General features: G+C 46.3%; 19 protein-coding genes and 2 tRNA genes. 13 read left to right on the top strand and 8 right to left on the bottom strand.

All coding sequences use genetic code 11. The features are described 5' to 3' along the window. Nucleotides 1-12 precede the first annotated feature (12 nt). The 3 genes from IEV19_RS05685 to IEV19_RS05675 all read left to right on the top strand — a co-directional run bounded on the left by IEV19_RS05685 (nt 13) and on the right by IEV19_RS05675 (nt 5,215). Complete coding sequence (locus IEV19_RS05685) at nt 13-519, top strand: DUF3124 domain-containing protein (protein WP_188369701.1); 507 nt, start codon at nt 13-15, stop codon at nt 517-519. Nucleotides 520-594: 75 nt separating this feature from the next. After that, on the top strand, nt 595-2,991 hold the full coding sequence (locus IEV19_RS05680) for an amylo-alpha-1,6-glucosidase (RefSeq protein ID WP_188369700.1): 2,397 nt from the start codon (nt 595-597) through the stop codon (nt 2,989-2,991). Nucleotides 2,992-3,073: 82 nt separating this feature from the next. Then, nucleotides 3,074-5,215, top strand: coding sequence for a glycoside hydrolase family 97 protein (locus tag IEV19_RS05675; protein WP_188369699.1), 2,142 nt, complete (start codon nt 3,074-3,076; stop codon nt 5,213-5,215). A 117-nt stretch (nt 5,216-5,332) separates the two neighbouring features. On the opposite strand, the gene IEV19_RS05670 is transcribed toward IEV19_RS05675, so the two are convergent. Next, nucleotides 5,333-5,605, bottom strand: coding sequence for a DUF4242 domain-containing protein (locus IEV19_RS05670; RefSeq protein WP_188369698.1), 273 nt, complete (start codon nt 5,603-5,605; stop codon nt 5,333-5,335). Nucleotides 5,606-5,803: 198 nt separating this feature from the next. Continuing rightward, nucleotides 5,804-6,265 (bottom strand): large conductance mechanosensitive channel protein MscL, encoded by a 462-nt coding sequence (mscL, locus tag IEV19_RS05665; RefSeq protein ID WP_188369697.1) that lies wholly within the window; start codon nt 6,263-6,265, stop codon nt 5,804-5,806. 349 nt (nt 6,266-6,614) lie between these two features. Here mscL and IEV19_RS05660 point away from each other — a divergent pair, with 349 nt between their 5' ends. From IEV19_RS05660 to IEV19_RS05640, 5 genes are all read left to right on the top strand, one after another. Then, entirely contained in the window at nt 6,615-7,274 is a 660-nt protein-coding gene (locus IEV19_RS05660; protein ID WP_188369696.1) for a hypothetical protein, read from the top strand. Continuing rightward, nucleotides 7,275-8,333 carry a sensor histidine kinase gene (locus IEV19_RS05655; protein ID WP_188369695.1) on the top strand — a complete coding sequence of 353 codons (1,059 nt, stop codon included), beginning with the start codon at nt 7,275-7,277 and terminating at the stop codon, nt 8,331-8,333. Next, nucleotides 8,323-9,015, top strand: coding sequence for a LytR/AlgR family response regulator transcription factor (locus IEV19_RS05650; RefSeq protein ID WP_188369694.1), 693 nt, complete (start codon nt 8,323-8,325; stop codon nt 9,013-9,015). The genes IEV19_RS05655 and IEV19_RS05650 overlap by 11 nt, the downstream gene beginning before the upstream one ends. Nucleotides 9,016-9,225: 210 nt before the next feature. Next, nucleotides 9,226-9,729, top strand: coding sequence for a porin family protein (locus IEV19_RS05645; protein ID WP_188369693.1), 504 nt, complete (start codon nt 9,226-9,228; stop codon nt 9,727-9,729). 52 nt (nt 9,730-9,781) lie between these two features. After that, nucleotides 9,782-10,414, top strand: a complete 633-nt coding sequence (locus IEV19_RS05640) for a hypothetical protein (protein ID WP_188369692.1) — start codon at nt 9,782-9,784, stop codon at nt 10,412-10,414. Nucleotides 10,415-10,551: 137 nt separating this feature from the next. On the opposite strand, the gene IEV19_RS05635 is transcribed toward IEV19_RS05640, so the two are convergent. Beyond that, entirely contained in the window at nt 10,552-10,767 is a 216-nt protein-coding gene (locus IEV19_RS05635; RefSeq protein ID WP_194419542.1) for a hypothetical protein, read from the bottom strand. Nucleotides 10,768-10,872: 105 nt separating this feature from the next. On the opposite strand from IEV19_RS05635, the gene IEV19_RS05630 reads away from it, so the two are divergent. Then, the gene (locus IEV19_RS05630; RefSeq protein ID WP_188369690.1) at nt 10,873-12,297 is read left to right on the top strand and encodes a DUF4236 domain-containing protein; all 1,425 of its coding nucleotides are present in this window, start codon (nt 10,873-10,875) and stop codon (nt 12,295-12,297) included. A gap of 239 nt (nt 12,298-12,536) precedes the next feature. Here IEV19_RS05630 and IEV19_RS05625 read toward each other — a convergent pair. The 3 genes from IEV19_RS05625 to mutS form a co-directional block, all read right to left on the bottom strand. Then, nucleotides 12,537-12,621 (bottom strand) — tRNA-Leu (locus tag IEV19_RS05625). A gap of 213 nt (nt 12,622-12,834) precedes the next feature. Further along, a tRNA-Gly gene (locus tag IEV19_RS05620) sits at nt 12,835-12,907 on the bottom strand. Nucleotides 12,908-13,018: 111 nt separating this feature from the next. Continuing rightward, a complete protein-coding gene (gene mutS / locus IEV19_RS05615) occupies nt 13,019-15,631 on the bottom strand; it encodes a DNA mismatch repair protein MutS (protein WP_229732492.1) in 2,613 nt (870 codons plus the stop codon). 135 nt (nt 15,632-15,766) lie between these two features. Between mutS and IEV19_RS05610 the strand changes: the two genes are divergently transcribed. Beyond that, nucleotides 15,767-16,309 (top strand): RNA methyltransferase, encoded by a 543-nt coding sequence (locus IEV19_RS05610; RefSeq protein ID WP_188369689.1) that lies wholly within the window; start codon nt 15,767-15,769, stop codon nt 16,307-16,309. Between the two features lie 8 nt (nt 16,310-16,317). Here the strand turns inward: IEV19_RS05610 and folK are convergent, their stop codons facing one another. Continuing rightward, nucleotides 16,318-17,475, bottom strand: coding sequence for a 2-amino-4-hydroxy-6-hydroxymethyldihydropteridine diphosphokinase (folK, locus tag IEV19_RS05605; RefSeq protein WP_188369688.1), 1,158 nt, complete (start codon nt 17,473-17,475; stop codon nt 16,318-16,320). 189 nt (nt 17,476-17,664) lie between these two features. On the opposite strand from folK, the gene sppA reads away from it, so the two are divergent. The 3 genes from sppA to IEV19_RS05590 are packed head-to-tail and all read left to right on the top strand — an operon-like array spanning nt 17,665 to nt 22,884. Further along, a complete protein-coding gene (gene sppA / locus IEV19_RS05600) occupies nt 17,665-19,422 on the top strand; it encodes a signal peptide peptidase SppA (RefSeq protein ID WP_188369687.1) in 1,758 nt (585 codons plus the stop codon). Between the two features lie 3 nt (nt 19,423-19,425). Next, nucleotides 19,426-20,136, top strand: a complete 711-nt coding sequence (locus tag IEV19_RS05595; RefSeq protein ID WP_188369686.1) for a queuosine precursor transporter — start codon at nt 19,426-19,428, stop codon at nt 20,134-20,136. 27 nt (nt 20,137-20,163) lie between these two features. Next, complete coding sequence (locus IEV19_RS05590) at nt 20,164-22,884, top strand: AsmA-like C-terminal region-containing protein (protein ID WP_188369685.1); 2,721 nt, start codon at nt 20,164-20,166, stop codon at nt 22,882-22,884. Here IEV19_RS05590 and IEV19_RS05585 read toward each other — a convergent pair. Beyond that, the gene (locus IEV19_RS05585; RefSeq protein WP_188369684.1) at nt 22,877-23,671 is read right to left on the bottom strand and encodes a DUF2797 domain-containing protein; all 795 of its coding nucleotides are present in this window, start codon (nt 23,669-23,671) and stop codon (nt 22,877-22,879) included. The genes IEV19_RS05590 and IEV19_RS05585 overlap by 8 nt on opposite strands. Nucleotides 23,672-23,732: the final 61 nt, after the last annotated feature.

The following is a 23,732-nucleotide window of genomic DNA, read 5'->3' as shown; positions in this document are numbered from 1 at the left end:
TCTCACATTCTGATGAAATACGCTGTTTACATCATGTTGATCCTCCTTTCCCTGGCATCCTGTCAGGAACAGAAGGAATACAGTTCCGTAGATCCGGTGAACTGGGGAAAACGCACCATTGAATTGCCTAAGGATTCACTGGTGACCGGAAGCACGTACCTGTCTGTTTATTCACAGATCTACAGTCAGACAGAGCACGTAACTCACGATCTTACGGCAACGGTAAGCATGCGGAATATCAACCGGCAGGATACGGTATATTTGACCAACGCAGAATACTTCGATACTCATGGCAACCTGATCCGCACCTATTTTAAAAATGTGATCTACATAGCTCCTATGGAGACGATCGAGATCGTTATAGATGAAAATGACCGGGAGGGAGGTACCGGAGCTAATTTTATCTTCGACTGGGCGATAGCACCAGGTGTTGCTGAACCCCACTTTGAGGCGGTCATGATCTCGACCTCCGGACAACAAGGACTTTCCTTTGCCACTTCCGGACAGCGTATCGAATGATCAATGCGATAAATCCTGCATAGCCTCACCTGGTTTGAACTTTTATTTCGCAGGTGAATTTCAAATAGTATGGATATGACTAAAAAACTGCTATTTCTTACGACCTTGATGTTCGTGGCATGTTCATCCCCGGGCCCTGGTAAATTCGGGGACCTCTTAAAGGATAGTCCTTCTATTGCAGGGAAGGAATCCTATCTTAAGTCGCCCTTCGTCACCGCCGGGGACCGCGTCTACCTGGTCGGTCACCAGGACGGGAGTTTTCCCGAAATAGGATGGCATATACAAGGGGAAATGGGCGGACTCTGGGACCACCCCATCAAATTGCTTGACGGATTCGACATCGTTTTGAAGATGGGTGATGAATCTTTTAGTCTGAACCGGGCACAAGTATTCACAAACTATCCCATGGCCAACCGGCATAGTTATCTTTTAGATCAGGCAGGGATAAGCGCTGAGCGCTGGCAATTCGCGCCGGATGGGGAAGAAGGGATCCTGATACAATTGGTCCTTACCAATGAGGAAGATCGGAAAAAGGAAATACAGGTCGACTTTACCGGTCATGCCGATCTTCGACCTACCTGGCTGGGGGAAAGGACAGAGATGATAGACGGACAGGATTCGATCACATTTGATGAGGCTACGGATACATGGATAGCCAAAGACGTTGACAACCCCTGGTTTGTGACCTTCGGGGCCGATCTGGAGTCGGATTCCCATAATGAGTCAGAGTCGACTTACGAAGGCAAAGGTATTTCGGGAATGATCTCATATTCCCTTGAAATACCGCCAAAAGAATCCCGCACTATAACCTTTGCTATTGCGGGGTCCTATCTGTCCCGGGAAGCTGCCCTTGAGACTTACAGGTCGATACAAGCAAATTCACTGGCCATGCTCGAGGATAAGAAAAAGCGATACAAAAAGCTCGCGGCTCAATCCAGGCTCACCATTCCCGATACTGTTTTGCAGCAGACCTTTGAATGGCTGAAGTACAATTGCGACTGGCTGGTAAGGACCGTCCCTGAGATCGGTAGTGGCATCACTGCCGGAATTCCCGATTACCCCTGGTGGTTCGGAGTAGACAGTGAATATGCCTTAAAAGGCTATATGACGATAGGTCAGACCGAGGCTGTATACAATACCATCGCCCTGCTCGACAGCCTGTCGGAAGCGACCAACGGAAACGGCAGGATCGTACATGAGGTATCCACCAACGGGGCGGTTTTCAACCCAGGGAATATCAATGAGACGCCCCAGTTTGCCTCTTTGATTTGGGAGGTATATCAATGGAATGGCGACAAGGCATTCCTGGAGCGGTACTTTCCCACAGTCAAAAAGGGAATGGAGTGGCTGATGGCAGAAAAAGATATCGATGGGAATGGATTCCCGGACGGTTTCGGGATGATGGAGATCCATGGGCTGGACAGTGAGATGATAGATGTGGCGGCTTATACGCAACGCGCATTTGCGGATGCCTCTAAAATGGCGGAGGAGTTAGGGGATATTGAACAAGCTGGAGTATACCGGGAAAAAGCTGCACAATTAAAAAAGGCAATCAATGCCGAATTCTGGTCAGAGGAATTCAATTCCTATGCCGATTTTATCGGAACAGACCAGCAGGCATTGCACCTGATTGAAGATGCCATAGTCCGCGCTGATACCCTGGACAAACCCTGGGCGGTAACGGAACTCGAAGCGACCAAAAAAGCTGTCATAGCCAATCCGTCATCTACCCCCAGGCCCTTTGTGCTCCATCACAACTGGGTGGTGAATACCCCCATGGAGATGGGGATCGCCGATTCTGATAAGGCGCTTAAAGCCCTGGAAACCGCTGAATCTTTTGTAAATCCCTTTGGTGTATTTGTTACCGGGATCGACCGGGACGAGTCGGCCGGCTCTGATGACGGCTCTTTTAAAGGGTCAAAGATATTTTCCTATACAGGGGCTGTGATGACCCTGCCCACAGGGGTGCAGGCTGTGGCCGAGAACAATTACGGCAGGCCCGACAAGGCACTGAATTACCTCCAGCGCATGGCACGGACTTTTAGTTATGCCCTTCCCGGTAGTATGTATGAGGTGTCCCCTGATTACGGGATGATCGTTCAGGCCTGGAATATCTACAGTTTTGCCATTCCCATCGTGCAACAATTCTTTGGGGTGCAACCCAGGGCTGCTGAGAAAAAGGTGGTCATCACTCCACAAATGCCGCAGGCCTGGCCCAATGCCTCCCTAGAGAATGTGGTGGTGGCAGACAACGCCGTATCTGTGTACTATGAGGCAACCACCAACGGGTATAAGGTACGGGTGAAACAGGAGCAACCCGGGTGGGAGATCCTTCTCAGGCTCAGAGATGAAAGCGACAGAAAGGCATCTATGAACATAATAAGCAAGAAAGTAGCTGTATCCCGTGACGGCTTTTATGAGCTTGCCACAACAGAATCCGAACTGGAGGCGCAGGTGAGCTTTGATCCCTGATAGATCTCTTGTGACCGTGCACGCTTTAGCTGTTTTCCCCTTACTTTTTTATCTTTAGGACCGTTCACTAAAAAGCGAAGAAATGAGATCCTTATTGATCAGAAATTCCAATTTATTAATTCTAGGTGTACTGATACTCCTGATAACAGGATGTTCAGTCAGTCCGGATACGGTCGTTGAATCGCCAGATGGGGAGATCAGGGTGGCATTTAACCTCAACGATGCAGGAGCGCCTGCCTATGAGGTTTTCTACAAGGATCAGCCGGTCATCCTTTCCTCTTCCATGGGCTTTGATTTTAAGGAGATGCCTTCTCTTAAGGAGGGGTTGAAGATCCTGGATATCAACTTCAATTCAGAAGATAAGACATGGCCTATGCCTTGGGGTGAAAGGGATAGTGTGCGCAACCAATACAACGAGATGCACATAGCCCTGGAAGAGACCCAGGCACCTAATAGAAAAATAAATATCGTCTTCCGTGCCTTTGATGACGGCATTGGGTTCCGCTATGAGTTCCCTGACCAACCCGGCATGCAAGAGGTCCTGATTACGGATGAGCACACTCAGTTTAATCTTAGCGGAGACCACCGGGTATGGTGGCAGCCGGGCGACTGGGATATCTATGAGCACCTGTACAACGAGACCAACTTCTCGGAGATCGACGCCATCTCCAAGCGGAACGACCCTAACCTTAAGGCTACTTATATCCCGGAGAATGCGGTGAATACTCCCGTGACCATGAAGACGTCCGAAGGAATATACCTGAGCTTCCACGAGGCCGACCTGACGGATTACGCCGGGATGACACTGAAGGTCGACACCTCAAACAACAGCATGGTGAGTGAATTGGTGGGCTCCGAGCGGACGGGGGGGAAGGCCGTGATCTCGGCCCCCTTCAATACTCCGTGGCGGACAATACAGATCGCAGACAGGGCCGGGGACCTCATCGAATCCACCCTGGTACTAAATCTCAATGACCCCAACATCATAGGGGATGTTAGTTATTTCACCCCTATGAAATACGTGGGGATCTGGTGGGAGATGCACCTGGGGAAATCCACCTGGGATATGGAAGGAAGCCAGAGTATGAACACCTTTACCAAAAGCGGGGAGATCAGGCCCAACCACGGGGCGACCACGGAAAACGCGATGAGGTATATCGACTTTGCCGCTGAGAATGGGATCAAAGGCCTGCTGGTGGAAGGCTGGAATACAGGCTGGGACAAATGGATCAATACGGACGACCGGGAAGGGGTATTCGACTTCATGACCCCTTATGCCGATTACGACTTCGACAAGGTGATGGCCTATGCCAGGGAGAAAGGAGTGGAGGTGATCATGCATCACGAGACTTCTGCGGCTCCCCTCACCTATGAGAAACAAATGCAGGTGGCCTATCAGTTTATGAAAGACAACGGGATGAACAGCGTCAAGACGGGATATGTGGGCAAGATCATCCCCAAGGGCGAATATCACCACGGACAATGGATGGTCAGGCACTACCACAAGGTGCTCGAGGAGGCCGCAAAGATGAAGATAGCCATCAACGCCCATGAGCCCATCAAGGACACCGGAAAACGGCGGACCTACCCTAATGCTATCGCCAGGGAAGGACTACGTGGCCAGGAATTTAACGCCTGGTCTGCTGATGGGGGTAATCCCCCGGATCACCTGCCTACGGTGGCCTTTACCCGAATGCTGTCGGGCCCCATCGATTTTACCCCCGGGATCTTCAACATCAGGTTCGACGAATACAAGCCCGATAACCGTGTCATGACCACTCTTGCACACCAGCTCGCCCTGTATGTGGTTATCTACAGTCCCATACAAATGCTCGCCGACCTGCCGGAACACTATACGGAGAATGGGAAAATCCATCCTGCTCTGCAGTTTATCCGTGACGTGGGGGTCGACTGGAGTGAGAGCCGCGTGCTCAGCGGGGAAGTGGGTCAGTTTGTAACCATCGCCCGTAAAGAAAGGGGAACAGGCAACTGGTTCGTCGGTGGGATCACTGATGAGGAAAGTAGGACAGAGGTTATACAACTCGACTTCCTGGAACCCGGAAAAACCTACAGGGCTGCTCTATATAAGGATGCAGCAGATGCACATTGGGATAGCAATCCCCAGGCCTACGAGATCACCTCAATGGATGTGACCTCAGAGGACTCAGTTGAGGTAATTTTGGCTCCAGGAGGCGGGTTTGCCCTGAGTCTGATGCAAAAATGATGAGTTACCGCAAGTCTGTGACTTGTGGTATACTAAAGCAGAATCTTTGACTTTTTAATTAAAAAAAGTCCGAAGATACAATCTTCGCCAAGCGTCGATTTTCTGATAAGTTCAATCTTATTCAGCAGTAACTGGATCTATGATGGTCGCCACCCTGCTGATTCGGTTTGCCGGGAATCCGCCCTGTTTGGCGTGCTCCCTGACCATTTTTTCATCAGGGGCGTTGTATACGCAATAGATCTTGTCGTCTGTTACATAACTGTGGACCCACTGGATTTTGGGCCCCAGATTATTCAATACACCACAGGAAGTTTGTGAAATTCCCTGGAGCTGTTCCGGGGTGAGCTTCCCGGCTCCCGGGATCTCTCTCTCGATAACGAATTTTGGCATGGCTGGAATTTTGGTTTTCCTACTATTATGGTATTTCGGTTATACCCCCTTTTTGGAATGGTTTCGGACTCCATTGATCCTAATAAATATATGAAATATTTAGGTGTTATACACTGGTTTATAATGATTTAGAGTATTTCGGCACCGATGCCGCAAGTCTGCGACTTGTGGTAATATTTTTAACAGCACCGGCTAGAATTACTTTTTTCTTCCCTTTTCTATCTTTTCCAATATTTCTACCTGCTTTTCCATAAGATCCGAAATTCCGCTTAGCAGTTCGATGTTCTTGGGAGTGGCCTCAGATGTATTTTTAGGATCATCGGCTTTGCTTCGGACCTTATTCATGACCTTGACCACTAAAAACACGGTAAACCCGATGATGAGGAAATCGATTCCGGCTTCCAACAGTTTTCCATAACCTATAGCGATCTCCTCGGGCCTGGTAACCCCATCCACGGTGACCGCTTCCCTGAGGATGATCTTTTTGTTCTCCCAGTTGATCCCGTCGGTCATAAAGGAAAGAGGAGGGAGGAAGATCTCCTTAACCAAAACATTGACCACGTTGTTAAAGGCCGTCCCTATGATCACCCCGATGGCGATATCGATCATATTTCCTTTGACGGCAAATTCCTTGAATTCTTTGATGAACTTTAATTGCATAAGATGAGTTTATGGGGCAAAAGGTAACCTTTTTTGTACGCTTTGCGAAGAGTGCCAGCGTGTAGTTGAAATGGCCTGCATCCGGCCTTATACCGGTTATACAGTACGGAAGAGTTAAATTCTCTTTAGGTAAGAAAAACTTCAATACATTTAGGGTAGATTCTCTCGGGTCTGGGTTTGAGGTAATTAGATACGAATAGTCATTAGAAAATTAAATTCATGATTATCAGTATGCCTGCAATATTTAATAGAATCATTGAATGTCGGCCCTCGTACCGTGTTTGTCGAAATTTATTGCCTTTACCTCTTCTTAATTCTTTTTTTGATAGACAATCTAAAATAGGAATTCATGAAAACCAGGCGATTAATTTTTGTGTTGGGAGTATTCTTACTTAACTCCTGTATCGTTAAGTCACTCTTTCCTTTTTACACTAAGGACAGTATCTCATTTGAAAGTAAATTCTTAGGATCATGGCATGATGATAGGGATAACTCATGTTTAGTGATTTCTTTCGGTGATAGATATCTTATTGACAAAAATGTCTCATCCCCCGAGAACCTGTCCCCGGAAAACCTGGAAGAATACAACAAGTACAAGGATGGATACTATGTAGAGCTTAATGATGAGGGTAGAATCGCAACCTTTGTGGCAATGCCGTTTAAGGTCAGGGAACAGCTTTTTCTCGATTTTTCTCTCCTGGATGTCGAGATGAAGACAATTAATCCAGTAGCTACCGGACATTTTGTAGGCATGCATACACTGGCAAAACTCGAATTCTCCAATGATTACAACTCGGCAAATCTGCTGTGGTTTTCAGAAGAGAAACTGGTTCAGTTGTTGGAAGAGGATCGAATAAAGATAAAACACGAAAGAACAGGGGTAGATAATACGGGATATCTGCTCACGGCTTCATCGGATGAATTGGAGAGGTTTATTTCCAAATACATGGATTCCGATGTTGAGGATAAATGGGAAGGAGAATCAATACAATACTATTTTAAGCGGTAAATGAATACTGCCGAATTGAAAATATCGGGAAGTTACCACAGGCCACTGGTATTTAATGCTATACTTTGGTCTGTGATATTCCTGGTATTGCTCTATTCATTTTCACATTTCAATTCTCCAAAAAAAATAGATTATATCTATACGGGAAGTTTCCTGGTTACGATCATCATACCCGTTCTCATCAACCTCTATCTGATCATACCCATTTTTCTGAAAAAGGAAAGGTATCTGCTTTTTGCTCTATTTTTTGTCATCAATATACTTGCTTTTACACTGTTTAACAGGTGGGTTTTCAATTCTTTGATCGATTACGTTTTTCCGGATTATTTCTTTATATCCTACTACTCCATTCCAGAACTAACAGGTATATTTTTTCTTTTCCTCACGGGTACAAGCCTGCTGAAGCTCGCTGAGGACTGGATCCATTTCAATACCGCTGAAAACCGTCAGCTCAAAATAAAGAATCAGCAGATTCAGATGCAGTTGGCTTCTTTAAGGGCCCAGATCAACCCTCATTTTTTATTCAATTCACTAAATGTGATCTATGCTCTGGCCCTCGAAAATAAAAAGACGACCAAAGATGCCATCGTCCAGTTATCTGAAGTTCTGAGATATATCATCTATGATTCTAACACTTCCAGAGTGACCTTAAAAGAAGAGGTCCTATTGCTGAAAAATTTTATAGGGTTTCAAAAATACAGGAAGAAAGAAGGGGATAAGATTCAATTCAGGGAGGATGTAGAGAACGAAGATTTTTCAATCTATCCCATGCTCTTATTGCCACTTGTAGAGAATAGCTTTAAGCATGGGGTACCCGGTAAGGAAGATGAGAATTTTATTTCCATCGATTTTATTCAAAAGGGTGAAGAGTTTCATTTCAGAATAGAGAATCATATAAGTGGCGATACTGAGGGATCCAATGGGGGATATTCGGGTGTGGGATTGACAAATCTTAAAAAGAATCTTGAAATTGTTTACCCTGACACTCACGAATTGGAGATTAAAAGAAATAATAACGTCTTTAGCGTATCACTTAAATTATTCAGAGATGCTTCTTAATTGTTTGATCGTAGACGATGAGCCAACTTCACAAAAGGTACTGGAGACCTTCGTAAATAAGGTGGATTTTTTAACCCTTTCCGGAATTTGTGGTGATGCGGTTGAGGCGTTGCAGAAACTTAAAAGTGATAAGATCGATCTCATGTTTTTAGATATCAATATGCCTAAGATATCCGGATTGACATTCTTAAAATCATTGAAAAACCCTCCGGCCGTGATCTTTACTACGGCATACTCAAAATATGCGGTTGACGGTTTTGAATTAAATGCGGTGGACTACCTGCTGAAGCCTTTTTCTTTTGACAGATTTTATGCGGCGGTCACCAAGGCATTTGAAAAGAGCTCTCAGTTAGGTCCATCCGGCAGATATGATCAATATTTAATGGTCAAGGCGGATAAAACACTGCATAAGGTATCTATAGATGCAATTTTGTATGTGGAAGCCTTTGGGGATTATGTAAAAATTCATTTGGAAGACCATTTCCTGATGACCAATAGTACATTTACAAATATCCTTGATCTGTTACCCGATAAAAAGTTTATTCGTTCCCATAAATCCTTTGCAATCAATCTCGACAAGCTCAATAGCATCAGCGGAAACCAGTTGTTTATCGGGAAACACAAGATACCCATAGGTCAGAAGTTTAAATCCGATTTCTTAAAGATCCTGAACAACCACTGATATTTTCAATCAACATAAATCCTGAAATTTCCCCTATTCCCGTATTTGTGAAATGACGATTCCTCAATGTAGCAAACGGGAATTTGAATGTCGGTTATTTTCCATTGTTTGCCATGATCATTATTGTGTTCGACGAATAGATTTATTAGTGTTCTGATTTTGTATTTGCTTTAATCCATAAAAACAATCAATTAAATAAACACGTCGACTATGAGAACATTTTTTTTCACATTGTGCATTATTACAGGATTAATAAGCGTGAACGCCCAGAGTATTGGGGTACGTGCAGGAGCCGATTTTGCGACGGCCAAGGCGGATTTTGACGGGATTAAGATCAGTGACAATGAGACGGGATTTTACCTGGGGTTATTCACCGAGATAGAGGCAGCAGAGACCTTGAATATCAGGCCGGAGATCAACTACATCTCAATAAAGGACCTGGACCAGATTCAGGTTCCCGTTTTGGCACAGTTCGGTTTAGTAGATAAGTTCAATGTTGTGGCAGGACCCAGTTTCGGATTCTTACTCAATACGGAAGAAGGGGAAAAATCTTTCAATTTCGGGGCTGCATTGGGACTGTCATTTGATTTTTCAGAGAACTTCCTGGTAGAGGGAAGGTATACCTTGGGCTTGTCTAACCTGGTGGAAGATAACGAATTTGACGCCTCTTTGAAGCTGAGTGGTTTCCAATTAGGGCTTGGATATAAATTTTAAAGAATAATTGACGCTCTCTTGTGATTTACTAACGTCCATAACGAGTCTCATCATGAAAAAATTTTTGTCGAGTATGCTGATACTCTCTGCGCTCGCCTTGCAGTCGCAGACAAAACTGTACGTGCACCCTGATGCCGGAACCTATGTCGCCGGTACCAAGACAATCGCGATATTGCCATTAGACACTTCGGTGAAATTAAGGCCAAAGGAATTAAAGGATTTCACACCCGAACAGATCAAGGAAATTGAAAATGAGGAAGCGCTTAATATTCAAAAGGCGATGTACTCTTGGTTTCTGACAAGGGAGAAAAGGGGAGAACTTCTGGTTGGAGTCCAAAACCCAACGGTGACTAATTCCTTGCTAAAAGACGCTGGGATTGAACCTTTAACGGCATTTGAGCAAATACCTGCGAATCTCTGTGAGATTCTGGGGGTGGATGTGGTTGTCACCGGCAAATTTTCTACGAATAAACCCATGTCGGATGCCGCGGCCTTAGGCCTGGCTGTGATCGGCTTTGTTGGGGCAACACAGAATGCCACTGCAAACATGGACTTCATTCATAAGGACAACGAAGTTGTGGTCAACTACTACAAGAATGTAAAAGGCGGTTTAGGCTCTTCAGCAGATGATCTTATCAATGTACTGATGCGGAAAGTGTCAAGAAGGATTCCTTATACCAAATAGATAAGTCAGATTGATAGTGCAGATTTATAACGCCACGAACATTTCAAACGAGAAAAAGCCGGCATGAAATGCCGGTTTTATTGCATATTAAAATATAGTCCAATTAATAATTTTGAAAGTCATTTTTTGTGCAGAGATCACTTCGTATCAGAAGATTTAGAGACACATTTTTGACATCTTTTTCCTGTTGATTTGGCCACGGCATTGCACTGCCTGTATTTGCACTTGACTACCTCCATTTTAGCCAAATTGGACAGCTTTACTTCTAATTTATTTCCTTCATTCTCGGAAAATCCTAAAAGTGAAAATAGCGCTAAAATGGCTATTGGAATTATAAATCTTGATGGTCTCATTTCTGTATGTCTATTTTTATAGAATAGAAGTAATTTAGTAATAATGTATGTTTCGGGATCATTCAAATATGAATTTTATTTTCATAATAAAGTAACTAATTAGGTATGGGTTTTTATTTCCGAAAGTCTTTAGGAATACTTGGCAATCTTTTAAAATTGAATTTTTCTAAAAGTGGAATAGGTATTTCGACTGGTGTAAAGGGAGCTAGACTGGTTTTTGGTCCCGCTGGGACGTATGTTCATTTAGGCAGAAATGGTTTTTACTATAGAAAATACTTAGGAAAAGGCGCGTCAAAAAGAAAATCCCAGAATGATAATAAACAATATCAGGAACTAGGATTAAGTGATATTCCAGTTTCTCATATCACACAAAACTTTGATAAAATCACGGATTCTGAATCACAAGAGTTTATCACTGAGGTACAAAAAAAAGCAAACAAAGTTGACTTAATACATGTTCTTGGGTCATATCCATTACTCATTGTAGTGCCATTATTTTTTTATTTCGGTATACTTTTTTTTAAAGAGCGTGAAAAGAAGGTTTCAGAGGATGTATATGAAAATGTAACAACAATTTCGAATTCCATCGCCAACTTAAGAAATCAGCCATCCACGTCAAATTCTGATGTTGTTTATCAAGCAAGACGAGGTGAAAAATTTTTATTTCTTGATTCGGCCGAGGGCAACTGGATAAAAGTTTTGAGAAGACCAGGAGACACTCTTTATGTTCATAAAAACCTTGCAGGTACCGTTAAAGTAAAGACCGGAACGAACCAAAGAATTGAAAAAAATCCAGAGGCCGATACGAAGTTGTATTTTTTGGCAGGAGGAGGGGTGTTATACGTGTTTTGGATATTTTTTCTTGGTTACTTAGATAAAAGAAGAAAATCAGTTAATCTGATTTATGAAAAAGATGATTTGTTGAGTGAAATAGAATCCCAAATTCAGTCCTCTTTCGATGATTTTATGTCATCTCAAGGAAAATGGCAGATAATCACCTCTCAAAAAAGTTTGGACCTAAAATACTCTTCTGGGGCTGGTACAATGGTGAATAGGAAACTCATAAAAGGTTATAGTAGTAATGAAATGCCATTTAAGTATTTCAAAACCAATGTAAAGGTTCCAGTCATTAAATTGATGACCACCCAATTGTTTTTCTTTCCAGATATTCTTCTTTTAAAAAGGGGGAATGAACTCGCGGGATTACAATATGACAATATTATTTTGGAATCAGGTATGACTAGGTTTGTTGAAAGTGACAGACTGTTATCAGATGCCAATGAGATAGATTTTACCTTTCAATACGTAAATAAAGATGGTGGACCTGATAGACGTTTCTCTAACAACAGGAGGTTGCCCGTCTGTTTATATTCCCAATATTCGATTGCTTCGGGGAATGGCTTTAATGCCTTTATAATGACCTCCAAACAAGGAGCCATGGACTCCTTTTTTGAAGTTCTAAGGATGTTGGCGAAAATAGAAGCGAGTGAAGATAAGATTGATGAGATTTTAAATAATGGGAATTTTTAAGATAAAAGTTCAATTCTGTCTTGTGAATTATTATACATCGCACAAATTCTGAATAACTTTAAGAGTTAAAAAGGCGGGAATTAACTCCTTCGTCGTTGAGTCCCGCCCGAACATCTTGAACGAGAAAAAGCCGGCATTTCATGCCGGCTTTTTATTTCAGCCGCCTTCGCTCAAGCGAGCTTGGCTCGGCGTTAAGAAATAAAAAACCAGCGCATAGCGCTGGCTTTTTCTCGCATCTGTACTCGAGGCGGGACTTGAACCCGCACGGCCGTAATGGCCATTGGATTTTAAGTCCAACGTGTCTACCAATTCCACCACTCGAGCCTCTGCTAAACTAGTGATGCTTAACACGCCGCTGTCGCAACGTGTCTACCTCCCGATAGCTATCGGGACCACCACTCGAGCCTCTGCTAAACTAGTGATGCTTAACACGCCGCTGTCGCAACGTGTCTACCTCCCGATAACTATCGGGACCACCACTCGAGCCTAAAGGGACTTAATCAAACAAAAAAACGCTGGCAGGCAGCGTTTTCTCTGAGCGAAAAACGGGATTCGAACCCGCGACCTCCACCTTGGCAAGGTGGCGCTCTACCAACTGAGCTATTTTCGCAATTCGTCAGAATAACGCATCTCCGACAGATGCGGATGCAAATTTAATACAATTCCGTAAAATCCAAAGAACTTTCAGGGGAAAAAGAAAGGAGTTGAGCCTTTACTCTTGTCAGGAAGTTGCTTTCTTGTTCTTGGTAAGCAACCGCTTGATCTCGTTGAGTTTCATAAGGGCTTCCACCGGAGTCAAGGTGTTGATATCAAGGGTGAGGATCTCCTCCTTGATCTCCTCCAACAGGGGGTCATCCAGGTGGAAGAAGCTCAATTGCATTTCAGAAGCCGCCGCCTGAAGTTTGCCGGTAATCTCCTCACTGGAATGACTCTGTTCCAGTTTTTTCATGACCTTGTTTGCCCTGTGTACAACCTGCTGGGGCATGCCTGCCATCTTCGCGACATGGATGCCAAAACTGTGGGCACTTCCTCCCGGGCTCAGTTTCCTTAGAAAAAGGACCTTGTCCTTTAATTCTTTTACGCTGACATTGTAATTCTTTATCCGTTCAAAAGTGGCGGCCATCTCATTGAGTTCGTGGTAATGAGTGGCGAATAAGGTTTTAGCCCTCGTAGGATGTTCGTGAAGGTACTCCGCAATAGCCCAGGCAATTGAGATCCCGTCATAAGTGCTGGTCCCCCGCCCGATCTCATCGAGTAACAGCAAACTGCGCTCCGACAGGTTGTTCAAAATGGAGGCTGTCTCGTTCATCTCCACCATAAAAGTGGATTCTCCCAGAGAGATATTGTCACTGGCCCCTACGCGGGTAAATATCTTATCGACCAACCCTATGTTCGCTTCCTCAGCAGGGACATAACTTCCTATCTGGGCAAGCAAGACGATCAGGGCCGTTTGTCTCAAAATAGCCGACTTCCCGCTCATGTTGGGTCCGGTGATCATAATGATCTGTTGATTCTCCCGGTCAAGGACCACATCATTGGGAATAAACGCTTCTCCCGGGGGGAGTTGTTTCTCAATGACCGGGTGCCTGCCCTGTGAAATGTGGAGTGCGGTTGAATCATTCATAACAGGAGCTATATACCGGTTCTCCCGGGCCAGCTCGGCAAATCCGCAGAGACAATCTATGGAGGCAATACCTTTTGCAGTCTCTTGTATGCGATTAATGTAAGCATGCATCCACAAGACCAGCTGGGAAAAGAGCTGCTGCTCCAGTTCCAGGATACGTTCTTCCGCCCCCAGGATCTTTGCCTCGTATTCCTTCAATTCTTCCGTGATATAACGCTCTGCACTGACCAGTGTTTGCTTCCTGATCCAGTCTTCCGGAACCTTGTCCTTATGTGTATTCCTTACCTCAATGTAATACCCGAAAACATTATTGGAAGCGATCTTAAGGCTGGTGATCCCTGTGCGTTCCGTTTCCCGGGCCAGCATCTGGTCCAAATAGTCCTTTCCTGAGGTGGCCAGACCTCTGAGCTCGTCCAGTTCTGCCGAGAAGCCCGGGGCGATCGTGCTGCCTTTTCCCAGTTGTACCGGGGCCTCCTCATTAAGCACTTCCTTGATCCGTTTCCTGAGTTCTTCACAGGTGTCCAGTCCCTGTCCGAGTACATCTACGGACTCGTTACCTGTATGGCTGATCACTTGCTTTATAGGGACAACGGCCTCCAGGGAATTCTTGAGCTGTATGGTCTCCCTGGGGTTGATCCTGCCTGTTGCGACCTTGGCGACCAGTCTTTCGAGGTCTCCCATCTTTCCAATTCCCGCCTGGAGTTTTCGCAACACCCCTTCCTCACTGTGGAAATGCCCGACGGCCCTGTGCCTGGCACGTATCTTTTCAAGGTCTTTCAATGGAAATGAGAGCCAACGCTTTAACAGTCTTCCCCCCATTGGGGATTTAGTCTTGTCAATGACCTCGAGCAAGGTTACAGCCTCAGGGTGAGGAGAATGAAAGAGTTCCAGATTTCGGATCGTAAAGCGGTCCATCCAAACGTGTTCCTTATTCGCGATACGCACTAGTTTGTTGATGTGCTGCAGTCTTCTGTGTTCTGTCTCCGAGAGGTAATGCAATGCCGCACCGGAAGCAATGATCCCTGAAGTGAGGCCTGCAACCCCAAATCCTTTCAGGGAAGAGGTCTTGAAATGTTTGCAAAGGGATTCTGTGGCATAATCCTCCTGGAAGATCCAGTCTTCCATTAAAAAAGTATGATGAGAGGAGCCGAAGGTCTCTGCAAAATCGGTCTTGTGTTTTTTGGAGAGAAGGATCTCGCTGGGATTGAAATGCTGCAACAAGGTATCCACTTCCTCTGTACTGCCTTCAGAGGTCAGGAATTCCCCTGTGGAAATATCCAGCATGGCGATACCGTAACCCGAAGAACCGAAATGCAGGGCACAAAGGAAATTATTGCTTTTTGAGGACAGGATATCATCGTTAAGGGCGACCCCCGGGGTAACCAATTCTGTGACGCCCCTTTTGACAATGGTCTTGGTCTGTTTCGGGTCTTCGAGCTGGTCACATATGGCTACGCGCTGACCCGCTTTCACCAGTTTGGGCAAATAAGTGTTCAGGGAGTGATGAGGAAAACCCGCGAGTTCAGTGCGATCACCCCCGTTGTTCCGCTGGGTGAGGATGATGCCGAGAATACGCGAAGCTTTGACAGCATCTTCCCCAAAGGTCTCGTAGAAGTCGCCTACGCGAAATAACAACAGTGCATCAGGATACTTGGTCTTGATGGTGTTGTATTGCTTCATGAGGGGAGTTACCTTCCCGGTTTTTTTCATTTCCTTTCTTTTTGAACAATGGCTTAAGCCTATCTTTGCACCCGTAAGACGAAAATACCGATTTGCCCCTGCAATGTAAACAGTTGTTGATATTTTGGGATAACTTGAACATCCTTTCGACCTATATGAAACCCCATGAGAAAACTGCTGAATAAAGAACTCGACAGACTGGATGTAAAGGCATTTAAGGAGGCTGATAAGACCCCTCTGGTCCTCGTTCTGGACAATATCCGCAGCCTCCACAACATAGGCTCGGTCTTTCGTACGGCTGATGCATTTTTAGTCAAAAAGATATATCTCTGCGGGATCACAGCCACCCCTCCCCACAAGGATATAAGGAAAACGGCACTGGGGGCCACCGAAAGTGTTAGCTGGGAATACCGAAAAGATTGCCTGGCCCTGATCAGGGAACTGAGGGAAAACCACTACTGCCTGGCCGTAGAGCAGGCTGAAGGTGCTCTTCCCCTGAACGAATTTAAGCCCTCAACCGATAAACCTTATGCCCTGGTCTTCGGCAATGAAGTAAAAGGGGTTTCCCAGGAGGTGGTCAACGCCTGCCACAGCGTATTGGAGATCCCCCAGGAGGGTACCAAACATTCCCTGAACATCGCGGTAAGTGCCGGGGTAGTGGTATGGGATTTCTGGTGTAAACTCAGGGAAAAGAGGAATAAGAGCTAGGGGTCTTTTTATTTTTTTTGCACGACTTGTGAGGCTGCCGTAAAGTCAAGGATTCGGTCCAGGACGTGTTCGTAATCTCCGGGATTCTGCACAAAGTCGAGTTCGCTCACATCCAGGATCAGTGTCTTTTGCTCCGGATAGCTCTTTATGAAGTCGAAATACCCCTTGTTGATACGCTCCAGGTAGTCGGCCTCTATCTGCTGCTCATAGCTGCGCCCTCTCTTCCGGATGTTTTCAAGCAAACGGTCCGTGGTCTGGTAGAGGTAGACATATAGGTTGGGTTTTCTCACTTCCCGGTACATAAGGCCAAACACTTTCCGGTACAGCCTGTATTCGTCCGGCTGTAGGGTGATCTTGGCAAAGATCAGGCTTTTGTACACGTCGTAATCGCTCACCATGAATTTCTTGAACAGGTCGAATTGGGATGTATCCTCTGTAAATTGCTGGTAACGGTCGGCCATGAACGACATTTCCAGCGGGAAGGCATATCGTGCCTGGTCTGCATAGAATTTGGGCAGGAAAGGGTTGTCTGCGAAGCGCTCCAGGACGAGTTTGGCCTTGTAGTCCTCTGAGATCTGCTGGGCCAACGAGGTTTTCCCGGCCCCGATATTTCCCTCTATGGTGACAAAGTTCAGGTCGGCAAACTTTTCTTCCCAATGGGGATGAAGTTTAATCCCGGTCTTGGTCAGAACCGATTCGTCCCGGCATTCCTGCAGCAGGTTACGGGTGTCCTTACCCAAAACAGGGTGGTAGAATTGTGGCGCAATGTCGGCCAGGGGTTTTAGCACAAACCTCCTCAGGGGGATTCCGGGATGGGGTATTTTCAACCGTTCACCCTCCATGACCACGGTATCGTAATAAAGGATATCGAGGTCGATGGTGCGCGACCTGTAGCCACCTTCCGATGATCGTTCCCTCCCCAGGGACTTCTCAATGTCCAGAATACAATCGAGTAATTCTTCCGGCGACATCTCAGTCTGCAGTTCTGCGCAGGCGTTGAGGAAAGGAGCCGATTCAAATCCCCAGGACGGGGACTCATAGACAGGGGAGATTTTCTGCACAGGCCCGGATATTTTTCCCAGAAGGAACAAAGCCTTCTGAAGAAAATACACCCTGTTCCCTTCGTTGCTTCCCAGGGATAAATAGACCGTATGAGGAGCTGCCATAGTTCTGGCAAATTAATGAAAAAGAAATGGATTTAGGGCCGTCACATAATTCGCTTTGCACCCATTGATCAAAGGCAGGGCGGGCCTAGTGACATAGTAGTTGCCTATAGGGTCATTTTGTGAAAATATGGACCGCAGAACCAGGGAGATAGGCACTTTCACTATCTTTGACGGGACTAATTTACTCGAATGAATTTTTTAAGAAACTTACTGGCTGCAATTCTGGGAACTTTGATCGCTTTCGGGATCATGTTCTTTATGTTCCTCATTTTTATAAGCCTGGCTAATGTGGAAGAAGGAGTAGTGGTAAAACGGAATTCCGTTCTCGATCTTCAGATCAAAGACCCTATCAATGATTATACAGGAAGCAATGAGAGTGATCCTTTTGCCGGACTTTTTGAGGAAGCTGTGGGGCTTGATGATATCCTGCATGCAATCTCTGTAGCGAAAGAAGATGACAGGATCAGGGGGATCAGCGTCAGGAACCAGTTCGTGATGGCCGGATGGTCTCAGGTAAAGGCCATCAGGGATGCACTTAAGGATTTCAAGGAGTCAGGGAAATTTGTCTATGCTTATGCCGATCTCTACATGCAAAAGGATTATTTCCTCGCCAGTGTAGCCGATAGCGTTTATCTGAATCCCGTGGGAAATATGGATTTCAGGGGCCTCTCTGCAGAAGTACTCTTCTTTAAGGAATTACAGGAGAAAACCGGAGTTAAGATGGAGGTGGTCAGACACGGGAAGTACAAGAGTGCAGTAGAACCTTTCCTCCAGGATGAAATGAGTGAAGAGAACCGCACTCAGATCCGTGAGCTGCTGGCATCCCTGTGGGTGAGCATTGTGGATGATATTTCCTCGGACAGGGGACTGACCCCGGATGATCTCAATTCGATTGCTGATTCCCTCGGGGGGAGGACCCCCGCATTGGCTCTAAAAAGCGGACTTGTAGACGGGAACCTTTATATGGACGAGTATGAATCAAGGATCAAAACTGCCCTCGATATTTCAGAAGAAAAGGATATCGATTATGTAGAGCTGTCTGACTATATGAAAGAGGCAAGGAAAAAGTCGGTGTACAAAGGGAGTGACCGCATTGCGGTAATCTATGCCCAGGGGGAGATCTTTTACGGGGAAGGCGGCCCGGATTTTATAGGGCAGGGGCTGATCAACAAGGCGTTGATCAGGGCCCGTGAAGACAACAAAGTAAAAGCCGTGGTCCTGAGGGTGAATTCTCCCGGCGGGAGTGCCCTTACCTCGGATATTATCTGGAGGGAAGTAATGCTTACCAGGAAGGAAAAACCGGTAGTGGTTTCCATGGGAGATGTGGCCGCCTCAGGAGGGTATTATATTGCAGCAGGGGCGGACAAGATCCTGGCAGAACCTACTACCATCACGGGTTCCATAGGCGTGTTCGGGACGATTCCCAACATATCGAAACTGGCTAAAAATATCGGCATCAATGCAGAACAGGTGGAGACCAACAGAAATTCCACGGAATACTCTCTGTTTGAACCCATGAGCCCGGAATTCAGGGGTGTCATCACTGAAAGTATTGAAAACACCTACCAGACCTTCCTGAAAAGGGTGGCAGAAGGCCGTAACATATCTCTTCAACGAGCAGACAGTCTGGCCCAGGGCAGGGTGTGGAGCGGTAAAGAAGCGCTGCAACTGGGCCTCGTAGACCAGTTGGGAGGCCTGGATGACGCTATAGCCGAAGCTGCCGCTCTGGCCGATATTTCATCCTTTAGCATCCGCCGATATCCCAGGTATAAATCCAACTTCGAAATGCTGATGGAAGACCTTTCCGGTTCCAGTGAAAAGGCCAAGAAAAACCTGTTGATTTCCGAGCTGGGAGAAGAGGGATATCTCCTGTACCGGGAGGTCAGGAATGCCGTTCGACAGAAAGGGGTGCAGGCCAGATTGCCCTATAGCTTAACCATCCGATAGACTATGACCGAGAAGGACAGGAAGGTTGCCTATAAGATCTATCTATACCTGGGGGCGCTGTTCATCACCTCCCTGGTAGTCTCCAACCTTATCTTCCAGAAATTTTTTTACTGGCGGCCTTTTGGGGATATTTCGGTATATGGGGCATCCCTGTTCGAGATCTCGGTAGGAATCCTTCCCTATCCCATCACCTTCCTGATCACCGACCTCATCTCGGAGATCTATGGGAAGAAGAAGGCTAACCAGATCGTGACTGCGGGGATCTTTGCCTCTTTCTTCTCCATGGGGATCATTCTGCTGGCCGAATGGGCACCGGCAATTCCCGAATCGCCCATAGGAGATGAGACTTTCCGAAAGGTCTTCGCCCTTTCCCCCATCGCGGTGCTCGCATCTATGATCGCCTATCTCTGTGCCCAATATGTCGACATAGCCATCTACCATTTCTGGAAACGGGTGACCAAGGGAAAATACCTGTGGATACGGAACAACTTCTCTACCTTCCTGTCCCAGTTCATAGATACCTTTACGGTGGTAGGACTGTTATGTGTCTTTGGGGTACTGCCCTGGACCCTCTTTACAGGTCTTGTGATCAGCGGCTTTCTTTTTAAGGTTTTTATAGCACTGATCGACACCCCTTTTCTCTATTTTTTCGTATATATTCTTAGGAAACGATTCGGACTAAAGATAGGTGAGGAAATCACCCTCGATATCTGATTCTGTTTCAGCTCTAAATCTCATTTCATGAAGAAAAAAGTTGTAAAAATTACAGCAGCTGTCCTGCTGGTCCTGATAGGGGCGATCATCGCCCTGCCGTTTATACTGGAGGGCCGGTTTGGTCAGCTCCTCAAAAACAAAGTCAACAGCAATATAACAGGCACCTTTGATTTTTCGGAAGCGAAACTCAGTCTGATTCGCAATTTTCCAAATGCGAACCTCCGGATATCGGATGCCGTTTTGACCACGGCAGCACCTTTTGAAGGAGATACGCTGTTCAGTGCTTCTGAGATCGACCTGTCGCTCTCGGTATTCGAGTTGTTCAAAGACCCGTCAGAACCTATTAAACTGCAGAAACTGAGTCTCGACCGGGCTTTTATCAATATCGTGTACGACGAGGAAGAAAGGCCCAATTACGAGATCGGCAAAAAGGAAGATTCCCGGACCGGGGACACGTCCGATGACAGCGGGTTTACGCTCGACCTGCAGGAATACGGCTTCAGCGATTCACGGCTTATCTACCACGACAGGGCCGGAGGGATCTATCTCGATGTCTCCGGGATTCAGCACAAAGGTACGGGGGACCTTTCCCTTGCAAAGTCCCAGTTGGATACGCACTCTGAAGGATACGTGAGCTTGAGCATGGACGGGACCGAATACCTGAACAAACACAAGGTTTCCCTGGATGCACTTCTGGGGATCGATCTGCAGACCAACACCTATACCTTTTTAGAAAATTCAGGGCAGATCAATCAACTCCCCCTAGTGTTCAATGGTTTCGTGAGAGTGGAGGATGAATTCAATGAGGTCGATATCACCTTTGAGACCCCCTCCTCTGACTTCAGGAACTTCCTGGCGCTGTTCCCGGAGAAGTATTCCAAAGACATCGCAGATGTGTCTACAACGGGAGAATTTGTCGTCAAAGGAGAATTAAAAGGCAGGATCGATGATGAGCATATCCCTGCCTTTCGCATCGACATACGTTCCGACAGAGCTTCCTTCAAATATCCTGACTTGCCCAAATCGGTTGATAATATCGTGATCTCCGCATTAGTAATCAATGAAACTGGCCTGACGGAAGACACCTATGTGAAAGTAGACAAGGCTTCGTTCAACATAGATCAGGACCGTTTTGCGATGGAAGCCGAGATTAGAGACCTGACGGGTAATACACGTGTTAACGCACATGTAGACGCCAACATGAATTTGGCCAACCTCTCAAAGGCATACCCCTATGCCGCAGAACAGGACCTGAAAGGCCTTTTGAAGGCTGATGTGAACACTGCTTTTGACATGGCCACCCTGGAGAAAAAGCAATATGCCAAGACGCGGACCTCAGGACAGCTGAGCCTGGAAGGATTCGAATACAACAGTGATGAACTCACCGCCCCGGCCCGTTTCCAGATGATTGCTATCGATTTTAAGCCTGAAAGGATTACCCTGAACCGAATGCAGGGAAATTTGGGAAAGACGGATTTTGACATTACCGGTACCCTCAATAACCTGCTGGGCTTTATGTTCAACAAGGAGGACGTGGAAGGCAATTTCAACCTCAATTCGAATACCTTTTCCCTCAATGATTTTATGGTGGAGGAACCCGAGGAGCAAAGCGATGCAGGAGAGGAATCCGGGCAGGCAGCAGTAAAGATCCCGTCCTTCCTCAACTGTTCTATCAATGCGAAGGCTCAGAATGTATTGTATGATAACCTGGTTCTTCGGGATGTTCAGGGTACGATCAGGATCAAGGATGAGACCGCCACCCTGAACAATTTCTCTTCGTCCATATTCAATGGAAAGCTAACCCTGGAAGGTACCGTATCTACCAAGGGTGAAACGCCGATTTTCGACATGAATCTCGGTGCTGAACAGTTTCAGTTGTCAGAGGCATTTAATAACCTGGACCTCCTAAGGACACTGGCACCGGTGGCGGCAGCCCTTCAAGGAAAACTGAATTCAAGGATATCCCTATCCGGAAACCTGAGTCCTGAATTCACGCCAAAGCTCCAGAGTATCACGGGTAACGTGCTGGCCGAGATCCTGGAGACCAAAATCAACACGGAGAAATCCAATGTACTCAATGCCATGGCCACCCAGCTCCAGTTCTTCGACCCGGCGAAACTTAACCTCAGTGGGCTGAAGACCGCCCTTTCTTTCAAAGAGGGGGTAGTGACCGTAAGGCCGATGACCTTTAGTTACCAGGACATTGCGATCACGGTGGATGGAAGCCATAGTTTTGACAACCAGCTAAATTACAGGGCCCGTCTCGATGTGCCTGCACGATACCTGGGTGCTGAAGTAAACAACCTGATCGCCAGGATCAATGACAACAGTCTCCAAAACCTTACCATCCCTGTGGGGGTGACCATTGGTGGCGCGTACAACAATCCTCAGGTAAAGACGGACCTGACCTCCGGAGTTCGTGATCTCACAGCCAGCCTGGTCGAGATTCAGAAACAGAAACTCGTGAGCCAGGGGAAAGCAAAGGCTTCTGACCTTCTTGAAGGCCTTCTGGCAGGTAAAAAGGCGGACAGTACCATTACGAAAACCTCTCCTACCGATGAGGTTAAGAAGACCCTGGGGAACATCCTGACCTCGGGTACTGTGAAGACCGATACCACTAAACGGGATACCACGGCCGGTGGGAAAACGAATCAGGCAGTCAAGGATGCAGCCAAATCGGTATTAGGAGGGTTGCTGAAGAAGAAGAAAAAGGATTCGACGACAGTAAAAAAAGATTCCGTCAACTAAGTGTCAGGGCCACGTAATATCCCTCACTGCCCCTGACGTTGAAGACGGTATTGTCTTCGAATAGGAGGTACTGGCCTTTGATCCCGGTAAGTTCCCCTTTGTATTCCGGGGTCTTTTCCAGATTCAGGCTTTTTACCTTTTTTGGGTAATGAAGTACCGGAAAATGAAGTTCAGTTTCCTTATTGTTTTGGATAAAATAAGGCGCTGCCTCTTCAGGGATATAGGAGCGCAGCTTATCGCGCCAGCTCACCAGATCCTCATCGTCCACATCATTGGTCAGCATCTTGCGCCAGTTGGTCTTGTCTGCGATATGTTCTTTCAAAGCCACCTCCGTGATCCCTGCCAGATAGCGATTAGGAACCTCAACGATCTCAATGGCTTCATGGGCGCCCTGGTCTATCCAGCGGGTGGGCACCTGGGATTTGCGGGTGACGCCAACCTTGACATTGCTCGAATTGGCCAGGTACACAATATGGGGCTGTAACTGCATCTTTTTTTCGTATTCCAGGTCCCTGTCTTCCTTTCCGAGATGGGCAGTGCTGAGTTCCGGATGCATGATCCAGTCCCCTGCAGCCGGGATATCGAAAAAGCAGGTCCTGCAGAATCCCTGTCTGAAGATCGGTCTTTCCAGGCCACAATTCAGACACTGGTATTTGAGGAAGGAGATCTGAAGCTTTTTGCCCAGTACCTGGTTCACATTCAGGAAATCCGTTTCGAACAACAGGTAATATTGGATCGGATCCCCGATCTCAGTCTTCATCTTGCGTAAAACTCCTTCGAACTGCATACTCTTGTTTTTATAGAAATTCGGTCAAAAATTCCTACCTTTTCACTCCTTATAAATCTGG

Source organism: Muriicola marianensis (assembly GCF_014638095.1).
Lineage (GTDB): Bacteria > Bacteroidota > Bacteroidia > Flavobacteriales > Flavobacteriaceae > Muriicola > Muriicola marianensis.
Note: the sequence above shows the minus strand (reverse complement) of the source record. Positions and strands in the feature narration are given on the sequence as shown.